Origin of the sequence: Bradyrhizobium sp. WSM1253 (genome assembly GCF_000244935.1) — a bacterium.
GTDB classification, from domain to species: domain Bacteria; phylum Pseudomonadota; class Alphaproteobacteria; order Rhizobiales; family Xanthobacteraceae; genus Bradyrhizobium; species Bradyrhizobium canariense.
Window position 1 is genome coordinate 836,001 of sequence record NZ_JH600073.1, and the last position, 17,244, is coordinate 853,244.

Annotated in this window: 20 protein-coding genes and 1 pseudogene; 10 read left to right on the forward strand and 11 right to left on the reverse strand. The window is 63.8% G+C overall.

The features are described from left to right. Positions 1-233: 233 nt before the first annotated feature. Positions 234-1,784 (forward strand): carboxylesterase/lipase family protein, encoded by a 1,551-nt coding sequence (locus BRA1253DRAFT_RS05945; protein WP_007592145.1) that lies wholly within the window; start codon positions 234-236, stop codon positions 1,782-1,784. Between the two features lie 7 nt (positions 1,785-1,791). On the opposite strand, the gene BRA1253DRAFT_RS05950 is transcribed toward BRA1253DRAFT_RS05945, so the two are convergent. From BRA1253DRAFT_RS05950 to BRA1253DRAFT_RS05960, 3 genes are all read right to left on the reverse strand, one after another. Next, complete coding sequence (locus tag BRA1253DRAFT_RS05950; RefSeq protein WP_007592147.1) at positions 1,792-3,051, reverse strand: serine hydrolase; 1,260 nt, start codon at positions 3,049-3,051, stop codon at positions 1,792-1,794. Positions 3,052-3,162: 111 nt separating this feature from the next. Next, entirely contained in the window at positions 3,163-3,921 is a 759-nt protein-coding gene (locus BRA1253DRAFT_RS05955; protein WP_007592149.1) for an SDR family oxidoreductase, read from the reverse strand. A gap of 168 nt (positions 3,922-4,089) precedes the next feature. Next, the gene (locus BRA1253DRAFT_RS05960; RefSeq protein ID WP_007592151.1) at positions 4,090-4,971 is read right to left on the reverse strand and encodes a GyrI-like domain-containing protein; all 882 of its coding nucleotides are present in this window, start codon (positions 4,969-4,971) and stop codon (positions 4,090-4,092) included. Between the two features lie 323 nt (positions 4,972-5,294). On the opposite strand from BRA1253DRAFT_RS05960, the gene BRA1253DRAFT_RS05965 reads away from it, so the two are divergent. Further along, entirely contained in the window at positions 5,295-5,642 is a 348-nt protein-coding gene (locus BRA1253DRAFT_RS05965; RefSeq protein WP_007592152.1) for a hypothetical protein, read from the forward strand. Positions 5,643-5,713: 71 nt separating this feature from the next. Here BRA1253DRAFT_RS05965 and BRA1253DRAFT_RS05970 read toward each other — a convergent pair whose 3' ends face one another. Next, the gene (locus tag BRA1253DRAFT_RS05970; protein WP_157158548.1) at positions 5,714-6,172 is read right to left on the reverse strand and encodes a suppressor of fused domain protein; all 459 of its coding nucleotides are present in this window, start codon (positions 6,170-6,172) and stop codon (positions 5,714-5,716) included. 376 nt (positions 6,173-6,548) lie between these two features. Here BRA1253DRAFT_RS05970 and BRA1253DRAFT_RS05975 point away from each other — a divergent pair, with 376 nt between their 5' ends. Both BRA1253DRAFT_RS05975 and BRA1253DRAFT_RS05980 read left to right on the forward strand, forming a co-directional pair. Next, positions 6,549-6,995 (forward strand): Rrf2 family transcriptional regulator, encoded by a 447-nt coding sequence (locus tag BRA1253DRAFT_RS05975; protein WP_007592157.1) that lies wholly within the window; start codon positions 6,549-6,551, stop codon positions 6,993-6,995. 141 nt (positions 6,996-7,136) lie between these two features. Next, complete coding sequence (locus BRA1253DRAFT_RS05980; RefSeq protein ID WP_007592158.1) at positions 7,137-7,781, forward strand: NADPH-dependent F420 reductase; 645 nt, start codon at positions 7,137-7,139, stop codon at positions 7,779-7,781. 75 nt (positions 7,782-7,856) lie between these two features. Here BRA1253DRAFT_RS05980 and BRA1253DRAFT_RS05985 read toward each other — a convergent pair whose 3' ends face one another. The 3 genes from BRA1253DRAFT_RS05985 to BRA1253DRAFT_RS05995 all read right to left on the reverse strand — a co-directional run bounded on the left by BRA1253DRAFT_RS05985 (position 7,857) and on the right by BRA1253DRAFT_RS05995 (position 9,876). Beyond that, complete coding sequence (locus BRA1253DRAFT_RS05985; protein ID WP_007592160.1) at positions 7,857-8,261, reverse strand: nuclear transport factor 2 family protein; 405 nt, start codon at positions 8,259-8,261, stop codon at positions 7,857-7,859. Between the two features lies 1 nt (position 8,262). After that, positions 8,263-9,159, reverse strand: coding sequence for an MBL fold metallo-hydrolase (locus BRA1253DRAFT_RS05990; RefSeq protein ID WP_198288229.1), 897 nt, complete (start codon positions 9,157-9,159; stop codon positions 8,263-8,265). Positions 9,160-9,231: 72 nt separating this feature from the next. Next, the gene (locus tag BRA1253DRAFT_RS05995) at positions 9,232-9,876 is read right to left on the reverse strand and encodes a DsbA family protein (protein WP_007592163.1); all 645 of its coding nucleotides are present in this window, start codon (positions 9,874-9,876) and stop codon (positions 9,232-9,234) included. Between the two features lie 107 nt (positions 9,877-9,983). Between BRA1253DRAFT_RS05995 and BRA1253DRAFT_RS06000 the strand changes: the two genes are divergently transcribed. Continuing rightward, the gene (locus BRA1253DRAFT_RS06000) at positions 9,984-10,889 is read left to right on the forward strand and encodes a LysR family transcriptional regulator (RefSeq protein ID WP_007592166.1); all 906 of its coding nucleotides are present in this window, start codon (positions 9,984-9,986) and stop codon (positions 10,887-10,889) included. Between the two features lie 49 nt (positions 10,890-10,938). Here the strand turns inward: BRA1253DRAFT_RS06000 and BRA1253DRAFT_RS06005 are convergent, their stop codons facing one another. The 3 genes from BRA1253DRAFT_RS06005 to BRA1253DRAFT_RS06015 form a co-directional block, all read right to left on the reverse strand. Continuing rightward, positions 10,939-11,376, reverse strand: a complete 438-nt coding sequence (locus BRA1253DRAFT_RS06005) for a type II toxin-antitoxin system VapC family toxin (RefSeq protein ID WP_007592168.1) — start codon at positions 11,374-11,376, stop codon at positions 10,939-10,941. Positions 11,377-11,379: 3 nt separating this feature from the next. Continuing rightward, on the reverse strand, positions 11,380-11,622 hold the full coding sequence (locus BRA1253DRAFT_RS06010) for a type II toxin-antitoxin system Phd/YefM family antitoxin (protein WP_007592169.1): 243 nt from the start codon (positions 11,620-11,622) through the stop codon (positions 11,380-11,382). Positions 11,623-11,726: 104 nt separating this feature from the next. Beyond that, positions 11,727-12,623, reverse strand: a complete 897-nt coding sequence (locus BRA1253DRAFT_RS06015; protein WP_007592170.1) for a LysR family transcriptional regulator — start codon at positions 12,621-12,623, stop codon at positions 11,727-11,729. 262 nt (positions 12,624-12,885) lie between these two features. Between BRA1253DRAFT_RS06015 and BRA1253DRAFT_RS06020 the strand changes: the two genes are divergently transcribed. The 5 genes and pseudogenes from BRA1253DRAFT_RS06020 to BRA1253DRAFT_RS06040 all read left to right on the forward strand — a co-directional run bounded on the left by BRA1253DRAFT_RS06020 (position 12,886) and on the right by BRA1253DRAFT_RS06040 (position 16,182). Further along, positions 12,886-13,620, forward strand: a complete 735-nt coding sequence (locus BRA1253DRAFT_RS06020) for an SDR family NAD(P)-dependent oxidoreductase (RefSeq protein WP_007592172.1) — start codon at positions 12,886-12,888, stop codon at positions 13,618-13,620. A 52-nt stretch (positions 13,621-13,672) separates the two neighbouring features. After that, on the forward strand, positions 13,673-14,425 hold the full coding sequence (locus tag BRA1253DRAFT_RS06025) for a glucose 1-dehydrogenase (RefSeq protein ID WP_007592174.1): 753 nt from the start codon (positions 13,673-13,675) through the stop codon (positions 14,423-14,425). 32 nt (positions 14,426-14,457) lie between these two features. After that, positions 14,458-15,057 (forward strand): NADPH-dependent F420 reductase, encoded by a 600-nt coding sequence (locus BRA1253DRAFT_RS06030; RefSeq protein ID WP_007592176.1) that lies wholly within the window; start codon positions 14,458-14,460, stop codon positions 15,055-15,057. Between the two features lie 70 nt (positions 15,058-15,127). Continuing rightward, a complete protein-coding gene (locus BRA1253DRAFT_RS06035; protein ID WP_007592178.1) occupies positions 15,128-15,532 on the forward strand; it encodes a nuclear transport factor 2 family protein in 405 nt (134 codons plus the stop codon). 17 nt (positions 15,533-15,549) lie between these two features. After that, positions 15,550-16,182: pseudogene (locus tag BRA1253DRAFT_RS06040) on the forward strand (methyltransferase). A 122-nt stretch (positions 16,183-16,304) separates the two neighbouring features. On the opposite strand, the gene BRA1253DRAFT_RS06045 reads toward BRA1253DRAFT_RS06040, so the two are convergent. Further along, positions 16,305-17,048: an SDR family oxidoreductase gene (locus tag BRA1253DRAFT_RS06045; protein ID WP_007592179.1), complete on the reverse strand. Its 744-nt coding sequence runs from the start codon at positions 17,046-17,048 to the stop codon at positions 16,305-16,307. Positions 17,049-17,244: the final 196 nt, after the last annotated feature.

Sequence of the window (17,244 nt, forward strand, 5' to 3'; positions counted from 1 at the left end):
CAATCGATTGGCAGAATATCTAAATCGAGCGAACAAGAAAGTCGATAGGATCTCGGCGTGGCAGCGGTTTCGCTGTGGCCATCCTTCGAGACGCCCGCGTCGGCGGGCTCCTCAGGATGAGGTCTTGTTTCGCGGCACAATCGCAAATCCTCATGGTGAGGAGCCCGCTCTCAGGCGGGCGTCTCGAACCATGAAGGCCAAGCTTTGTGTGCGAATGCCCTGGAGATGTGACCATGCATGGTTCCACAAGTGTGACAGCAGCCGGGCTGCAACGAGTGGTCCGCACGCAAGCAGGCTTCGTGCGTGGCGGCCCGCGCGATGCAAGCGGCGTGATCGCGTTCAAAGGCATTCCCTACGCAGCACCGCCGGCCGGACCTCTGCGTTGGTGCGCACCGCAACCGCCGGCGCCCTGGGATGGCGTGCGCGATGCGCGCGTGTTCGGCGCGGGCTGTCTATCGGCGCTCGAAAACGACCAGCGGCCGGGACCGCGCGACGAGGATTGCCTCTATCTCAACGTCTGGACCGGGGCGAAGCGCGCGGATGAGAAGCGGCCCGTGATGGTGTGGATTCACGGCGGCGGCTTTCAGTTCGGCTCCTCGGCCAATCCTGCAACCGATGGCAACGCGCTAGCAGTGAAAGGTGTCGTCGTCGTCAGCTTCAACTACCGCCTCGGCATCTTCGGCTTCCTCGCCCATCCCGATCTCGACATGGAGGCGCCATCAGGCAATTACGGCCTGCAGGATCAACTGGCGGCGCTGCGCTGGGTCAAGGCCAACATCGCCGGCTTTGGCGGCGACCCCGACAACGTCACCCTGTTCGGCGAATCCGCCGGCGCCATGGCCGTCGGCATCTTGATGGCCTCTCCGCTCGCGCACGGACTGTTTCACAAGGCCATTGGACAGAGCGGCGCGTTCTGGGACGGCAAGCACGGCCCACTCCAGGGCTTTGAAGAAGCCCGCGCGCGTGGTCTGGCTTTTGCCCGGCAACGGGGCAACGGGTCGATCGCAGCTTTGCGCAGCATGCCGGCCGATCGATTGAATGCAGCCGCGCCATGGAGTTTCAGGACCAGCCCGGTCGTGACGGCCTTCTCGCCGAGTATCGATGGTCATGTTGTGCCTGATGTGCCCGCACGGCGATTCCTTCGCGGCGAACAGATGCACATCCCGCTGCTGGCAGGCTGGAATGCCGCCGAAGAATTTCCTTTCCGTTCGCAGTCACTCCCCGACCAATCGGCGCAAGCCTTTGTCGCCGCGGCTGAGGCGATGTTCGGCAAGGAGCGCATGGCCGATTTCCTGAGGGTCTATCCCGCGGCGACCGACGCGGAGGCCAGGACTTCCGCGGCGGCGCTTAACGGCGACTATGTGGTCGGGGAGCAATGCTGGCAGTGGCTGCGTCTGCATCGGCGCGGGCGACAAGCGCCGGTCTACGGCTATCACTTCAGCTATACCTCGCATTACACGCCGATCGCCTCGCACGTCACTGAAATTCCGTTCGTGTTCGGCACACTGACACCGCAACAGGTGATCGGCAGCTCGGCACCGCCGGCCGAAGAGGACCGCGCGCTGGCGCGGACCATGATGGCCTATTGGGTCAATTTCGCCGCGCATGGCGATCCCAACCGATCGGACCTGCCACCCTGGCCCGCCTATGACGAGAACGACGTCGTGCAGATCCTGGGCAAACCGATCGAATCCCGCCCCAATCCGCAAGCCGCCCGCTTCCGCTTCCTCGATAGCTTCAGGCAGGACGGCATTTTGCCGATGCGCTGGCGGGAGCTGCCGTGAGGCGGCCTCACCCGCCCGCCATCAGCTGCTTCGCCAGCGCCATGTAGGCCGGCAGCGTCACGGGGTCGTTGGCGGCGTTGCCCGCTACGGGGTGCGAGGCGTAGCGCGCGATCACCATCTCGGCCTTGGGATCGATATAGATGCCCTGGCCGTGAACGCCGCGCGCCATATAGGCGCCGTGGGCGTTGTGCGTGACCCACCATTGATTGCGATAGGACGTACCTGTTAGCGTGGTGTAGCCGGCCGGCTTGAATTTTTCGGGATCGCCGCCGCGCACGATGTCCTCGACGACAGACGAAGGCACGATCTGCCGGCCGTTGAAGCGGCCGTGATTGCGCATGGTCTCGCCGAAGCGGGCGAGGTCGCGCAAGGTGGTCGACAGGCCGCCGCCGCCGCTTTCGGTGCCGATGCGATCGACGTGGTAATGCGCGTCTTCCTCCGCGCCCATCGGCTGCCAGATCCGCTCGGAGAGCAGATCGGACAACGTCATGCCGCTGACGCGGCGGATGATCCAGGCCAACGCGTCGGTGTTGACGGTCTTGTAGGCAAAGGCCTTGCCGTGCTCGCCCTGCTTCTTCTGCGCGACCAGGAAATCGAAGATGGTGGTCGCACCGTCATAGCCGGGTGGAATCGGCGCCATGCCGTTGGCGCGCCGCAGTCCCCACACATGCGAGTTCTTGTCGGTATAGACCTCCGTGTATTCGAGCCCGGTGGTCATATCCATGACCTCGTGCACGCGCGCATCGCCGAAGGCGCTGGCCTTCAGCTCAGGCACATACTCCGCGACAGGCGCCTGCCGATCGATCTTGCCCTCGGCGACCAGAATGCCGGCGAGCACGCCCGTGAACGACTTCGTCACCGACATCGCGATATGCGGCTTGTGCGGCTTCAACGCGCCGAAATAGCGCTCATAGATCAGCTTGCCCCGGTGCAGCACGGCGATGCCGTCGGTGTAAGTCTCGTCGAGCATCTTCGCGAACGTGATGGGACGCCCGTCCATCGTGACGCAGGCGACCGCGCCGATGTCGTGGTCCTCGCGCGGCAGCGCCGACGCAGGCCCCGCCCCGCGCCAGACGTTCACGGTCGGCACCAGCTGGCGGATGTTGCTCCAGGCCCAGCGCAGCTCGGGGAAGCTGCGGAACGAGCCGTCCTGGAAACTGATGGTGCGGTCGGGGGAAGGCGGGAAGCCTTTCATCCAGCCGAGTGTTTCGGGATCGGTTTCGGCGGCGCTTGCGGGCGGCTGAGTCGGGGCGGTGGCGGCGGACATCAATATTGGGCTCCGGAAGCGAACGACGGGATTTCGTATCATGGCGATTGGTGGCGAACATCCCGTGTTTGCGCCGAGGTGACCGTCGTCGTGCGCTTGGCGGGTTCGTCGTCAGGTCAGGCGCACCGACATGCCACCGTCAACCGTCATGGGACTGCCCGTCATGAACGATGCCCGGTCGCTCAGGAGAAAAACCGCCGCCTGCGCGATCTCCTTGGGACTCGCCATCCGCTTCATCGGGTGGAGCCCGGCGATAAAATTCAGGGCGTCGGGATTTCCTTCGCCTGCCGCCGGGGTGATGGTCCCTCCAGGCAGAAGCGCGTTGACGCGAATGCCTTCGGCCGCATGCTCGGCGCCCAGCGATTGAGCCAGGCCGATCAGTCCTGCCTTGGAGGCTGCGTACGCCGCCATTCCCGGCATGCCGCCGTTGCTGAACCCAACGAAGGACGACGTGAAAACGATCGAACCGCCGCCCTGCTTGCGCAGCGCCGGGATCTGCGCCTTTGCGCTGAGGAACGCCGAGGTGAGATTCACCGCGAGCACATCGGTCCAGTTTTCGACGCTCATCTCGGGGACCGGCGTCATCTCGCCGACGATGCCGGCATTGTCGAAAGCGCCGTCAAGTTTTCCGAACGTCGTGACGGCGTGCTCGACAAGGCGGGCAGCATAGCCGGTGTCCCGAACGTCGCCCGCAAGAAAAGTCGCGCGCCCTCCGGCGCTCTCGATGCTTGCAACAACCGCCTGCAGCTCGGGGACGCGACGAGCCCCGAGCACCACATCGGCGCCTTCGAACGCGAACAGCGACGCCGCGGCAGCACCGATACCGCTGCTGGCGCCGGTTATGATGATCGTCTTGTTTGCCAGTTCCACCGCGAGACTCTCCTGATGTCAAACAGGATCCGAACAAGACATCAGGCACCGGCGAGCTGCCACCCGTTTCCCGAGTTGAACGCGGGAGCGGATCGCGGCGGACTTGATCGGGGAATGGCGGCCTGTCGGTTTCCGTGATTGGAAGCGACAGGCCGCCGTCAGCGGTCGCTACTTCAGCGGCAAGAAAACGTCCGCAACAGTCTCGTGCTCCGGCACCTCCGGGAAGAAGCTCAGCCGCTGGCAATAGATCGGGAAGTCGCGGGCTTCCTCGCCGCTGGCTGGAAGCCAGTCGCGATAAAGAAAGAGCGCGGCAGGCTCCAGATTGTCGGTGTAGCCGACGACGCGCAGCACCGCGCAGCGCCCGCCAGGGATCTCGCCGGTCTTGATCTCTTCGCCGTTCGCCGCGATCGGCTGGTCGGTGCCGACACAAAGGTCGATGCTGTATTCGTCCCGCTGCGCCGGACGCCTCTCGGAATGCCAAACAGTGAAGGTCGGACTTGTCCTGGGATGCAGGTTCGCCGCCTTGCGCCACGCGATGAAGCGCTGGATGGTGGCGGGAAGCGTCGCCGGGTCGCCGCGATGCTCCATGATTGCCACCGGCGTCGGGGGCACATCACGGATCGTCACGTCGTTGGTGGTAAAAATCTTCTGCATGAGCTTGCTCCTGGCATTGTCGAGAGGCCCCAAGGCCGCAAGCCACGGCTCCCAGTCGGGAGACTTCCGGAAGGACGACGGCGATTGCCCGAACCGTTGCCGAAAGGCGCGAGCGAAGGCATCCGGTGCATCGTAACCGGCATCCATCGCAATCTCCGTCACATCAAGGGCGTCCATATAGGCTAGTTGATGCGAAGCGCGCTTCATGCGGGCCAGCTGGACATAGCGATGCACTGATAATCCGAAGGTTGCCGAGAACTGCCGGTGGAAATGATACTTTGAGAAAGCCGCAACAGCACTCACCGTGTCCAGATCCAGATCACCGTCGAGATGCCGATCGATATGATCCAGCACCCGTCGCATCCGGTCCTGATAGTTTTGCAGCGCCGCCTTCATCGTCCCTCCTCCGTGGCGGCTCCATCTAGTCGCTGACGGCAATGACACGCTCGACCGATCTTGCGGTTTGGCCGAGTCTGGCCAATCCTAGTTCGAATGACCACGCCGATTGCAAGCACCTTCCTCTCCGCGCTAAACTGTCGGAACCCCCTTGACCCACAAGTGGCGTTCCCCTTCGAGCCGACTTCCCGAACATGCACGAGCTGACGCCCGACTTCGAACGCTTTATCCGCGATCTCGAGGACTTCAATCGTGGCTGATGCGGTCAGCGGCCATCCGGGCTGCGGCTTCGGGGAATTCTCATTCGCAAACGGAATTCAAGCATGAATGCAACTCTATCCATCGTCGTCCTGGCTGCCGAGCTCCTCATCAGCGCGTTGGGCGCGTTCGTGTCAATTGCCGCGCTTGGCTTTGCGGGAGAGGTCACGCGATCCAGGGATTTGACCGCCTTTGGCTGGGTCCTGGGGGCGCTTTACTTCGTTGTCGCCTTTACGCCCCTCGTCGCAACCGCATGGGTGGCGCACAGAAGGTTTGTTTCAGACAAAGCATTCCCGGTGCTGGAGGTCATTTCGTCGCCGTACCTGGTGCCGGTGGTGCTGTGGGTTGGCGCAGCGATTTTCTGCATTGGGCTGTTGGCATTTCAAAACGGCGCGGGGCTGGCGCCGCGGTAGCGAGACGCGAAGCGATACCCTTCGGGCCAGGCGAGTCGCAGGCGTCCACGAGGATAGCGGCGGTCAAGGTATCAAAGAGCGCTGGGACGATCGATATCGAATACGTCGATCTGTCGGTCCTCGAACAGATCCTCCAGCGCTTCGGGCCCGTTCGCCAGCGCGTAGTCCCGCTCGGCGTCCGAAATAGGTAGCACCTGCAGCCAGGCGACGGACTTGGCCGAGAAGGACTGTGTTTCAAGGTTCCACAAGAACGGAGAGATGAGCATGGCGTGCTTCATCTCGCGCCCTTCGCCATACAGTTCCAGGGCTCGCGGAATGACGACGCCGGGCAAGAGTGTGATTTCGCCCTTCTTGATGCTGAAAGCGCAGGTCGCGATCATGTTGGCGCCCTCGGCGCATTCCGTCGCCAGAGCCAGCAAAATCTCGACGCCCAGGGCCTTGCCGCCGGACGTCAGGCCTGTCTTCGCGTCGGAGAGCGCGAGGCTGGCATAGGTGGAAACGCCTCCTGCCGGGACGTTCTTGATGATCATGATATCGACGTCGCAGACGTGGGCATCATCCCAATATTTCGTAACCGTCGGTGAGCCCTGCGTAGCATCTCTCAAATAGCGGGCGAGAGATCTGTTGTCTTCCGAAACCACCATGGCTCCTCACGTCAAATCCAAGATCGTCGGCAGTCATATCTTCACCGTGATGACTGCGAGCATACGATCATCGCTCTGTCCTGTCGTGCGACCTCGGTATAGACGGGGCCGGTGGTCATATCCATGACCTCGTGCACGCGCGTCGCCAAAGGCGCTGGCCTTTAGCTCCGGCACAGCCGCGCATCCAGCCGCTTGCAGACGCACCAGTGTTGACATCGCCGAAAGTGTGTAATAGTGATGGTTACACACAAACGAGATCGTCATGCCGACCAGCACCCGCTTCGCCGTTGCCGTTCATATCCTCACCGGACTTGCCGTGAGCGACGGAAAGCCGCTGCGGTCCGAGGATCTCGCCTGGTCGGCCAACACCGGTGCCGTCGTCATCCGCGGGCTTTTGTCCCGCCTGAGCGATGCCGGGCTGACGCGTTCGCAGCTCGGAGCGGGTGGCGGCTCCTTGCTGGCGAAACCGGCAAAGAAGATACGGCTGCTCGATGTCTATGCGGCGGTCGAGGACACCGAGCTGTTTTCGCTGCACCGGACCCCGCCCTGCGAGAGTTGCGCGGTCGGCGGCAATATCATCGCGGCGATACAACCCGCCCTAGACCGCGCGCGCAAAGCGCTCGAGGCTGAACTCGCAAAAACGACAGTGGCGGATGTTGCAGCCGAGGTGGCGCGGCTGGGCAAGTTCTCCATTCCGCTCGCCTGGTGATTTGTTTTGCCTGTAAATGTAATCGTGTCATTGACATACAATAATTTCGATGCCGAACGGCATTGATCAGCGGATGGCCGACCAGCCTTCGGGGCGCCGGCGGTCCTGGTTTTCAAGCCCCTCACCTCACAGGAGTCCATCATGAGTATTGGTATCATCGGTTCTGGCGCCCTCGGCTCGAGCCTCGCACGTGCCTTGGCCAAAAAAGGGATATCGGCCACGATTTCGAATAGCCGCGGACCGGAATCGCTGGCGTCGCTGATTCAGGAGTTCGGCCCTTCAATCAAGGCCGGCACCGTGCAAGAGGCAGCCGGCGCCGATATCGTCATCGCCGCCATCCGCTGGACTGATGTGGAGAAGGTGTTCAGCCGCTTGCCGGCCTGGAACGGTCGCATCGTCATCGACGCCACCAATCCGGTGGAATTCCTCGATCCCAACTCGGCGGATGCGAAGGACCCGAGCAATCCACTGGCGGCCTACGGCATCAAGGCCGTCGATCTCGGCGACAAGCATTCGAGCGAGATCTTCAGCCAATTCGTTCCGGGCGCCCGCGTGGTCAAGGCGTTCAACCATAACGACGTTGCGGCGCTGTCGGAGCCGGAAGCGGCGGGTGGCCGGCGCGTGCTGTTCTATTCGGGTAATGACGCTGCCGCAAAGGCAGAGGTCCGCAAGCTCATCGAAGACACCGGCTTCTTCCCGGTCGATTTGGGATCGCTCGACGTCGGCGGACGATTGGCAACCCTGCCCTTCGGCGCGCTGGCCGCACACAACTTCATCAAGGTTTAGCAGCCGTCAAAAATGAAAAAAGGGAGCCCGCATGTCGCGGGCTCCCCTCCTCTACATTCCGACGTCAGCCGGCTGTTAGCGGCCAGCAGGCTCCAGCGCCTTCTGCACCATCACGGTGTCGACATATTGCGTCATGCTGGTGATCTTGCCGTCTTTCAGCAGATAGAGATGCGCGAACGTCGCGCGCATGGATTTGCCGGTCGCGTTGTAGGTCCCGGAGTAGACGCCGAAGGCGGCGACGCGGTCGCCGTCTTCGAGATAGGTGTGAACATCGGCGCGGTAGCCGGTCCATTCGGTGGCGAGACGCCGGAATACGCCTGATATGATCGCGTCGGGTCCGACATAGGTGCCCGCGTATGGAAACCCCTCCGCTTCGGTCCACGCGGCATCGGGAGCGAGAGCGGCCAGGAGATTCCGGCCGTTCTGTTCCGACGATGATCCCTCATAGGTGGCGCGGATCAGATCGAGGTTGCGAGCCATCTCAGCCCCACTTCATCTCGCCGGTGGCGACCTTGGCGCCGATGTCGAGCGCAACGCCCATGCCGAGGCCGGGGAAGCGCGCTTCCATCGCTGCCTTGAGCGCGGCGGAATCCTTGGCCTTGGCCAGCTCTTCGTCAAACGCCTTGAGGTAAGCGATGGTGTGCTCGACACCGGACAGGTCGGTCTTCGCATCCACCGACAGATGGCCGGGCACGACAATCGCCGGCTTGCGCGCCGCGATCTTTTCGAGATTGGCGATCCAGGCCCCGCGCTGCTCCTTGGTCGGCGTGTCGGCGGTCCAGACATGGACGCCGGAGAAGATCAGCACGCCGCCGAACACCGCGTTGAGCGAGTGCACGAACAGATAGCGCCGGTTGACCAGGCCGTCTGCGCCGACGATCTCGATGCTCTCGCCGTCCACGCTGAGCGTCTTGCCGTCGAACGCTTCGGGGATCACCACATCGGCGAGCACCTGCGGGCCGTTCGCCTTGAGCTGCGGTCCCCAGACCGCAAGCTTCTTTTCCACACTGGCGTTAATGGCCGCCACCGTCGCGGGCGCCGCCAGCACGCGTGCCTCGGGGAAGACCGCCTTGATGGCGCCGAGGCTGAAGTAATAATCCGGGTCCGACTGGGTGATGTAGATGGTGGTGAGCTTCTTGCCGGTGGCCTTGATGGCGTCTGCGACAGCCTTGCCATCTGACAGCGTGAAGCCGCCATCGATCAGTACGGCTTCGCTCGGCCCGGACACCAGAACGGGAGCCCGGAAGAAACCGTTCTGTCCGGCTGGAAAATGCTTCCAGGTGAGCCCGCCGGCGGCATGGCCAAGCCCTGCGGGTGCGAAGAGTGCGGCGGCGCCCGCGGCGAGAGTGGTTTTCATGATGGTTCTCCTTGTCGGCATGTTGGTCTCCTGGTGCTGGTCTGGGATCGCGAAATTCAAACTGGATGGTCCGGTCTCTGTTGAGCGCGGCGCTCAGGCCGCCTTGAGTCCGTCGACGAGGACGTCGAGGCTGCCGAACAGCGCGCTCGCCTGCATCAGGCGGCGATCATGGCCCGTCCCTACGATGAGGGCCGGGACACCGTTGACGCCGAACCGGCGCATCTCGGCACGCGCAGCCTCCAGGCGCGCGCGGTAGGCGATGATCAATGCGGTGTCGGGGCTCGCCAGACGCGCGGCAACCTCAGGCAAATTCATCGTGCGCAGCACGTCCGACAGAACGGAGATATCCGTGCTGTCGCGGCCCTCGACATAGCGGACGAGCTGGAAGGCCTTCAGCGCCGCGAACTCCCGATCCGGGGCCATGAGCGCGACTGCCGTGAGCGCCAGTGTCGTCGGGCCGGAATCGAACAGGCGCGTGCGGTCGCCCAGCACATCGCGGCGATAGGCTTCGCTGAAGGGCTGGCCGCTCAAGCGCGAAATCCGCTGGTCGTTGCTCCAGGCATAAGCGGCAAAGCCGTCGTCCATCGGACGCGCGCCCTCGCCGGCAAACAGGCCTGTCGGCGCAAGTTCGACAGCGAAATCCGGCCGGGCGACGAGCTGTTCGAGCAGCGCGGCGGCGCCGTAGCACCAGCCGCAGAGCGGATCGAACAGGTAGGTGATGGGAATGGGCGCGGACATGGCGATCTCCTTGAACCGCAATGTGCGCACGCGCACATTGGTAGATAAATATCAACAGAATATACAGAATGTATGCTATTGACTGACAATAGATGACCGGACGAGCCATGAACCTGAACCGCCTCGCCTATTTCGCAGCCGTCGTGGACACCGGATCCTTCACGCGGGCAGCCGAACGGCTCGGCATCACCAAGGCCGTGGTGAGCCAGCAGGTGGCGCAGCTGGAGCGCGACCTCGGCACCAGCCTGCTCGTGCGCACGACGCGCCGGGTCCATCCGACCGAGGCGGGCCGGACGTTTCATGCGCGCTGCGTCATGATCCTGCGCGAAGCGGAGGATGCCTTCGACGAGCTCGCCCAGGCAGCCGCCGAGCCGACCGGCACATTGCGGATCACGGCGCCCAACGACTACGGCACGGCCGTCGTCGTTGCCGTCGTCACCGCCTACGCGGCGCGCTATCCCAACTGCCGCGTGGAGTTGACGCTCGAAGATCAGACGGTCGATCTCGCCTCAGGCCAGATCGACATGGCGATCCGTGTCGGCTGGCTGGTCGATTCCAGCCTGCAGGCGCGCAAGACCGGATCGTTCCGGCAATGTCTGGTCGGCGCTCCCGCGTTCACGGATCGGATCGCCGCCGCGCGCGATCCCGACGACATCGTCACGCTGCCGTTCATCGCCAACATGGCGCTGCGCGAGCCGCTGCTGTGGCAGTTTTCGCGCGGCGATCTCGATCGACGCGCTGTGCGGCTGCAAGCAAGCATCGCGATCGACACGACGCCGGGGGTACTCGCGGCCGTGCTCGCCGGCGGCGGCCTTTCGGTGCTGCCAGACTTCCTGGTGGCCGACGATCTCGCGGCGGGCCGCCTCATTCACATCCTGCCGCAATGGCAACTGCCATCCGGCGGCATTCACACGGTCTACCCCGCGGCCCGCTTCCGGCCGCCCAAGGTGACGGCGTTCGTGGAGATGCTGATCGCGGCTCAGCGACAGGCGGGTTCGGTTGGGGCGGAGTAGCGGTGGGCAGCCAATTAGAGGCCACGCCCTCCCTATGCCTGCGCGATGATCAGGACGGCGGCAGCTCGTCGAAGGGATCATGCACGGGTACGCCGAGCGGCAGGAAATGCCTCGCGTTGCGTGACAAGACCGTCAACGAGTGCTGACGCGCAGTTGCGGCAATCATGATATCGGCAAATCCCGGAGAATGCCCCTGCCCTCGCGCGCGGTCCGACAATTGTCCGGCGATCCGCGCAGTGGGGGTATCGAACGCCAGGATTCGATCCTCATACAGGTGCAGCACGGCTTCCAGCCGTTGAGCCAAATCTCTACTCCTGCGCGTGGCTTTCTCGCGTCGCAATTTGGCTATTCCGTCCTCAACCTCCGCAATCGTCACGACGGACAAGAACAAGGAGGCGGATTGCGCATCCATCCACGCGACGAGTGCCGCAGGCGTCGGCCGGTTCGGCGAGGCGGCAGATATGACATTGGTATCGACGAGATACACGTCTCAGAAGTCGGTCTTGCGCAGCTTGGCGCGATTACGCGTCGGCACATCGCCGGCCCGCACGGGGGCCGCCATCAGCAGGCGCCCGAAGCTCGGCACCTGCGACAGACGCCGCCACTCCTCATAGCTCAAGACCACCGCCTGCTTTTTACCGTGACGCGTGATGATCGCGGGCTTGCCATCGACCGCTTCATCGACGACCGCGGAGAGGTTAGCCTTTGCGTCACGAAGCTGAATCTCTCGCATGAGTCCTCCAATATGACTACAGTAGTCATATTGGAGGGCGGCTTGTATTTCAAGGCATTCCCGGCCGACCACCGGACGGCATCCGAATGGACCGACCTGCCCCGTCAGTCGCGCGATACGGACAGCCCCGCGAGAAGCGGCGCGTACGCGGCGAGCCTGCGGGATACGAACTCGGTGAAGAGCCGCACGCGCTTGGTCTTGCGTGTCTCGCCCTGTGTGAGGAGCCAAACCGTTCCGTACATGTGTAGCTCGGTGCCCGGCACCCTCACCAGCAGGGGGTCGGCATCGCCGACGAAGCACGGCAGCGTCGTGATCCCGAGCCCTTGCCGGACCGCAGCGATCTGCGTCCCGGCGTCTGAGGTCCTGAATGGAACGCCCGTGGTGCGGACCTCGCCCGCGCTGGCCCAGTCCGGGATGCCGTGCATGCTGATGACGATCCAGCGCAAGGGATCAGGCGCGCCCGCGCGCCAGGCGGCCAGCCGATCCCTGGATATGTAGACGGCGCCGAACAGCTCCGGTCCCTTCATGCCGTGAAGATTTTGCGGGAGGGTTTTGCGGTCATAGACGACGCGGATCGCGACGTCGGCCTCCCGGTTGGTCAGATTAGCCAGCTCGCCGGCCGACAAGATATCCATCTCGATATCAGGATGCAGGCGCGCAAAATCGGCGAAATCGGGCATCAGCAGGTGCGTCGCAAGCGGCGGCGCCAGCGTCACCCGCAGACGCCCACGCACGCTCTGGTCGCGCCCGAACACACGCGTCTCCAGCAGGTGTGAGGAGGCTTCCATCTGGTCCGCGAATTCGAGGACCTCCTCGCCCGCAGCCGTCAGGCGGTAGCCCGAAGGCAGCTTTTCGAACATCTGCACCCCGAGGCGTTCCTCGAGCTGGGCGATGCGTCGCAGCACGGTCGCGTGGTTCACACCGAGGTGCTCGGCGGCCGCCCGCACCGAGCCTCCGCGCGCGACGGCTAGAAAATAGCGAACGTCATCCCAGTCGATCATGGTGCAATCCCGCACCGCGCGGTGCGCCTTCCAAAGCCCGGATCTGACGCCTCCTACAGCAGTCCGAGGGGTCATCATAGCCAGTTCCGACAAATACGACCCAGTTCCGAACGGCGGACCGTCGCGGCTGGCGTCGGACGCGCGGCCGGATCGATTTTGCACCACCGATGTGCGCGCTTCCGCACTCAACGCCTGACGCCGGCGGACCTATGTCGGGGACGTCGGGGGCAGATGCTGTCCCGGCACCACGACAGGAGAAATTATGGGAAAGCTTGACGGCAAGGTTGCAGTCATCACGGGTGGCGCGACCGGCATCGGCCGCGCCGCGGCAAGGCGCTTCATCGAGGACGGCGCCTTCGTCTTCATCTTCGGCCGCCGGCAGCAAGCGCTCGACGCGGCCGTCGCCGCCCTCGGGCCCAATGCCCGCGCGGTGAAGGGCTCGGTCTCGGATGAGCCCGACCTCGACCGACTCTACGCGGCGGTGAAGGCTGAGCGCGGAACCCTCGACATCGTCTTCGCCAATGCCGGCGCGGGAAGCCAGCTTGCGCTCGGCAAGATCACCGCCACGCATATCGACGAAACCTTCGACACCAATGTGAAGGGGACGATCTTCACGGTGCAGAAGGCGCTGCCGCTGATGCGCCGGGGCGGTTCGATCATCCTGACCGGATCGAGCGCCGGCACCACGGGCGCGCCGGCCATGAGCGCCTACAGCGCGAGCAAGGCGGCCGTGCGTAACCTCGCGCGGACCTGGGCGGAGGACCTGAAGGGCAGCGGCATCCGCGTCAACGTGCTGTCGCCCGGGGCGACTGCGACCGAACTCGCGAAGGAAGCGTTGGGCGAAGAGGGACAGAAGGTCTTCGCCGCGATGACTCCGCTGCAGCGCATGGCCGATCCCTCGGAGATCGGAGCCGTCGCGGCCTTTCTCGCCTCGTCGGACAGCAGCTTCATGACCGCCAGCGAAGTCGCCGTCGACGGCGGCCTGGCGCAACTCTGATCCCGGCGCAGTCCCGCGCCTGGCCCACACACACAACGAAGGAAGAAAGATCATGAAAAAACTAGAAGGCAAGATCGCAGTCATCACCGGCGGCAGCAGCGGGATCGGGCTGGCCACAGCCAAGCGCTTCGTGGACGAAGGTGCGCATGTCGTGATCACCGGACGACGCGAGAAAGAACTGAAGGAAGCCACGGCCTTCATCGAGAGAAACGTGACGACGGTCATCGGCGACGTGTCGCGCCTGGAAGATCTGGACCGGCTCTATGCCGTCGTGAAAGAGAAACATGGTCACATCGACATTCTCTTCGCGAACGCGGGCGCGGGAACGATCGCACCGCTCGCGATGGCTACCGAGGCCCATTTCGACCAGACCTTCGACGTCAACGTGAAGGGGCTGTTCTTCACCGTGCAGAAGGCCCTCCCCCTCTTCAGGGACGGCGGTTCGATCATCCTGAACTCTTCGGTGTCGAACGTGAAGGGGTTGCCAGGGTTCAGCGTCTACGCCGCGAGCAAGGCGGCGGTGCGCAGCTTCTCGCGCGCCTGGACGCTGGAGCTGAAGGACCGCAAGATCCGTGTCAACACGATGAGCCCCGGACCAACCGAAACCCCTGCCCTGGAAACAACGACGGGCTTGACCGCCGAGCAAGCCAAGCAAGCCGCCGCCGGATTTGCTTCACAGGTCCCGATGGGTCGCAGGGGCAAGCCGGAGGAAATCGCGGCTGCCGTCACGTTCCTCGCCTCCGATGAAAGTTCTTACGTCACCGGCGTGGATCTCGCCGTCGATGGCGGCATGGCGCAGGTCTGACCGCGCCATCGACACAAGATCGGAGAAACATCATGAGCTACGCAATTATCGGCTTCGGCCATATCGGCCAGGCCCTGGCCAGGGCGTTTGCCCGCAATGGCATCGAAGTATCCGTTGCAACCACGCGCGACCCGGAAAGCTTTGCATCCGCCGCGGCCGCGATCGGACCCACGATCATTCCCAAAAAGCTGGCGGACGCCGTCAAGGCGGACATCATCGTTTTGGCCGTCCGTTTCGAGTCGCACCAGGATGTCGCGAAGGCGCTGCCCACCTGGCAGGGCAAGACGATCGTCGATGTGACCAATGCCTACGGCGTGCCGCCTGAGAAACTGGGAGGACGACCTTCTTCCAAGGCCCTCGCGCAAGCCTTCACCGGCGGTCGACTGGTCAAGGGCTTCAACCATTTGGGTGCTGCCGTGCTTGGCCAGGATCCGGCCGTCCATGGTGGCAGGAGAGTCGTATTCCTGGCGAGCGACGACGACGCTGCCGCAGCGGAAATTGTCGCGCTTGCGGAAAAGCTCGGCTTCGCGCCGATCAAACTCGGCGGGCTTTCCGAAGGCGGACTGCTCGTGCAGGCGCGCGGAAACAGCTGGGGCCACCTGATCTTCAAGGATCTGGTCAAGTTCGGCTGATGAACACGGGGACACGAAGCATGCGATCGGATCGCGCGCGATCCGATCCGAGCGAAACGGAGAAATTCCCATGAGTATCGAGAAGAACATCCAGACCGTGAAGGACTTCTTCGCCGCGATCGGCCGTGGCGACAGAGAGGCTCTGCTGGCGCTGGTCACTGAGGACATCGAGTGGATCATTCCGGGCGAGGACTGGCCGCTGGCCGGAACGCATCGCGGGCACGACGGGGTGACGGATCTGCTGGAGACGGCATCCAGGTCGGTCGAAACGTCCACCGAACCCCGGGAGTTCGTCGCGCAAGGCGACCGGGTCCTGGTCGTCGGCTTCGCGAAGGGGAAGATCAAAGCCACGAACAAGACGTTTAGGGACGACTGGGTCTTCGCCATCACCGTTCGCAACGGCAAACTGACGAACATCAGGGAATACATCGACACGCAGGCACTGGCACGAGCCGCGCGCGTGTCGAATGCCTAAGCCTAAAGGAGATCCAGATGTACGACCAATCCAAGCTGTCCAAGTTGATCCGGTTCGCACGCATCAATGCGGGCTCCACCGTCATCGACGTTTACCCAGGCGATGGCGACTGGACCCGTCTCTTCTCCGAGATCGTGGGAGGCTAAGGACGGGTTGACAGCTTCGTGCCGGCCGAAGTGGCCCACTTCAAGAACGATCCGCTCGGTCGCATCCAGGCGCTTGCAAGGGAGCCGGGTCGAGACAACGTCGAAGCCGTCTCGGCGGACCTCGTGGCGATGCCGGAGGTCACGCGACCGGCGGATGTGCTGTGGCTGCACCTGTTCTACCACGATCTCCACACCGCACTGATCCAGGCCCGGGGCGCGACGGCGGCCCAATTCAATCGAGCCGTCTACGAGCGGCTGAAGCCCGGCGGGTGCTACGTCATCGTCGACCACGCCGCCGCGCTCGGGGCGGGCACGAGCGAGGCCCAGTCGCTGCATCGGATCGAGCCTGCATCCGTTCGCAAGGAGGTGGAGGCGGCCGGCTTCGTGCTGGACGCACAAAGCACCCTGCTCGCGAACAAGGACGACCCGCACACGATCAAGGTGTTCGATCCCGCCATCAAAGGCAACACCGATCGCTTCGCCTATCGGTTCGTGAAGCCGTGACGCCTTCCCCGCGAAAGCAGCGCGCGACCCTTCACTCCCGCACAATCGACCGCGCCGGGATGCCCGCGCCGATCAGGATGCGGCAAATCCCTGAATGTTTGTTACCCGGCATGACGGCGGGCTCAGGCCTGCTGGGTGGGATAAAGCGTGAGGATGTTGACGTTGACCCTGGGCGGTTGCGTCACCGCGTAGAGGATGGCAGCGGCGATGTCCTCGCTCTCGAGCTGCTCCATGTCTCCCAGTCTGGTCTCCACCGCCTGGCGGACATCGGGACGCATCTGCGCGACAAACTCGGTTTTGACGGCCCCCGGCTCGATCGTCGTGACGCGGATGCCGTCCTTCCCGACTTCGCGTCGAAGCGATTCCGCCATGGCGCTGGCAGCATGCTTGGTCCCGGAATAGACCGTTGAGGCATGGATATAGCGTCCGGTGCCGGATGAGAGGATCACGATATGCCCCGAACCTTGCCGCTTCATTCCCGGCAGCGCGGCATGGATCGGGTAGAGCAGCCCCAGGAAGTTTACGTCGATCATCTGACGGTATTCAGCTGTCGTGGTGTTCTGGAACGGCGCGGCGACGCCAACGCCGGCTATGCAGAGCAACATGTCGAGCCGCCCAAACTCCTCGATAGCGCGCAGCACCATCGCCGAGACCTGCGCCTCGTCCGAAACATCGACTTCGAGCGGAAGCGCCTGGCCGCCGGCTTGGCGTATCCGCTCCGCAAGATCTCCCAAGCGCTGCATGCGCCGGGCTGCGATCGCCACGCGCGCTCCTTCGGCTGCAAGAGCCACGGCCGTTGCTGCTCCAATCCCGGATGACGCTCCGGTCACCAGCGCGACTTTTCCGATCAGTTTGCCTGTGCCCATGCGATGTCTCCGTTCGTCTTGCTCCCGCGGCTCACAGCATTGAACGACTTCTTGACGAAATCGCGGTGCGGCTTGTGCGGAGCGGACGCGCGAGTATCCGAGGCGAGGCTGCCGCGCAGCAGCAGCAAGCCCCAATACGAATGCGACGGATTTCGCTTTTGGCGGCGGGCTTCAGCAGCTCCAAACCGGCCGCTGG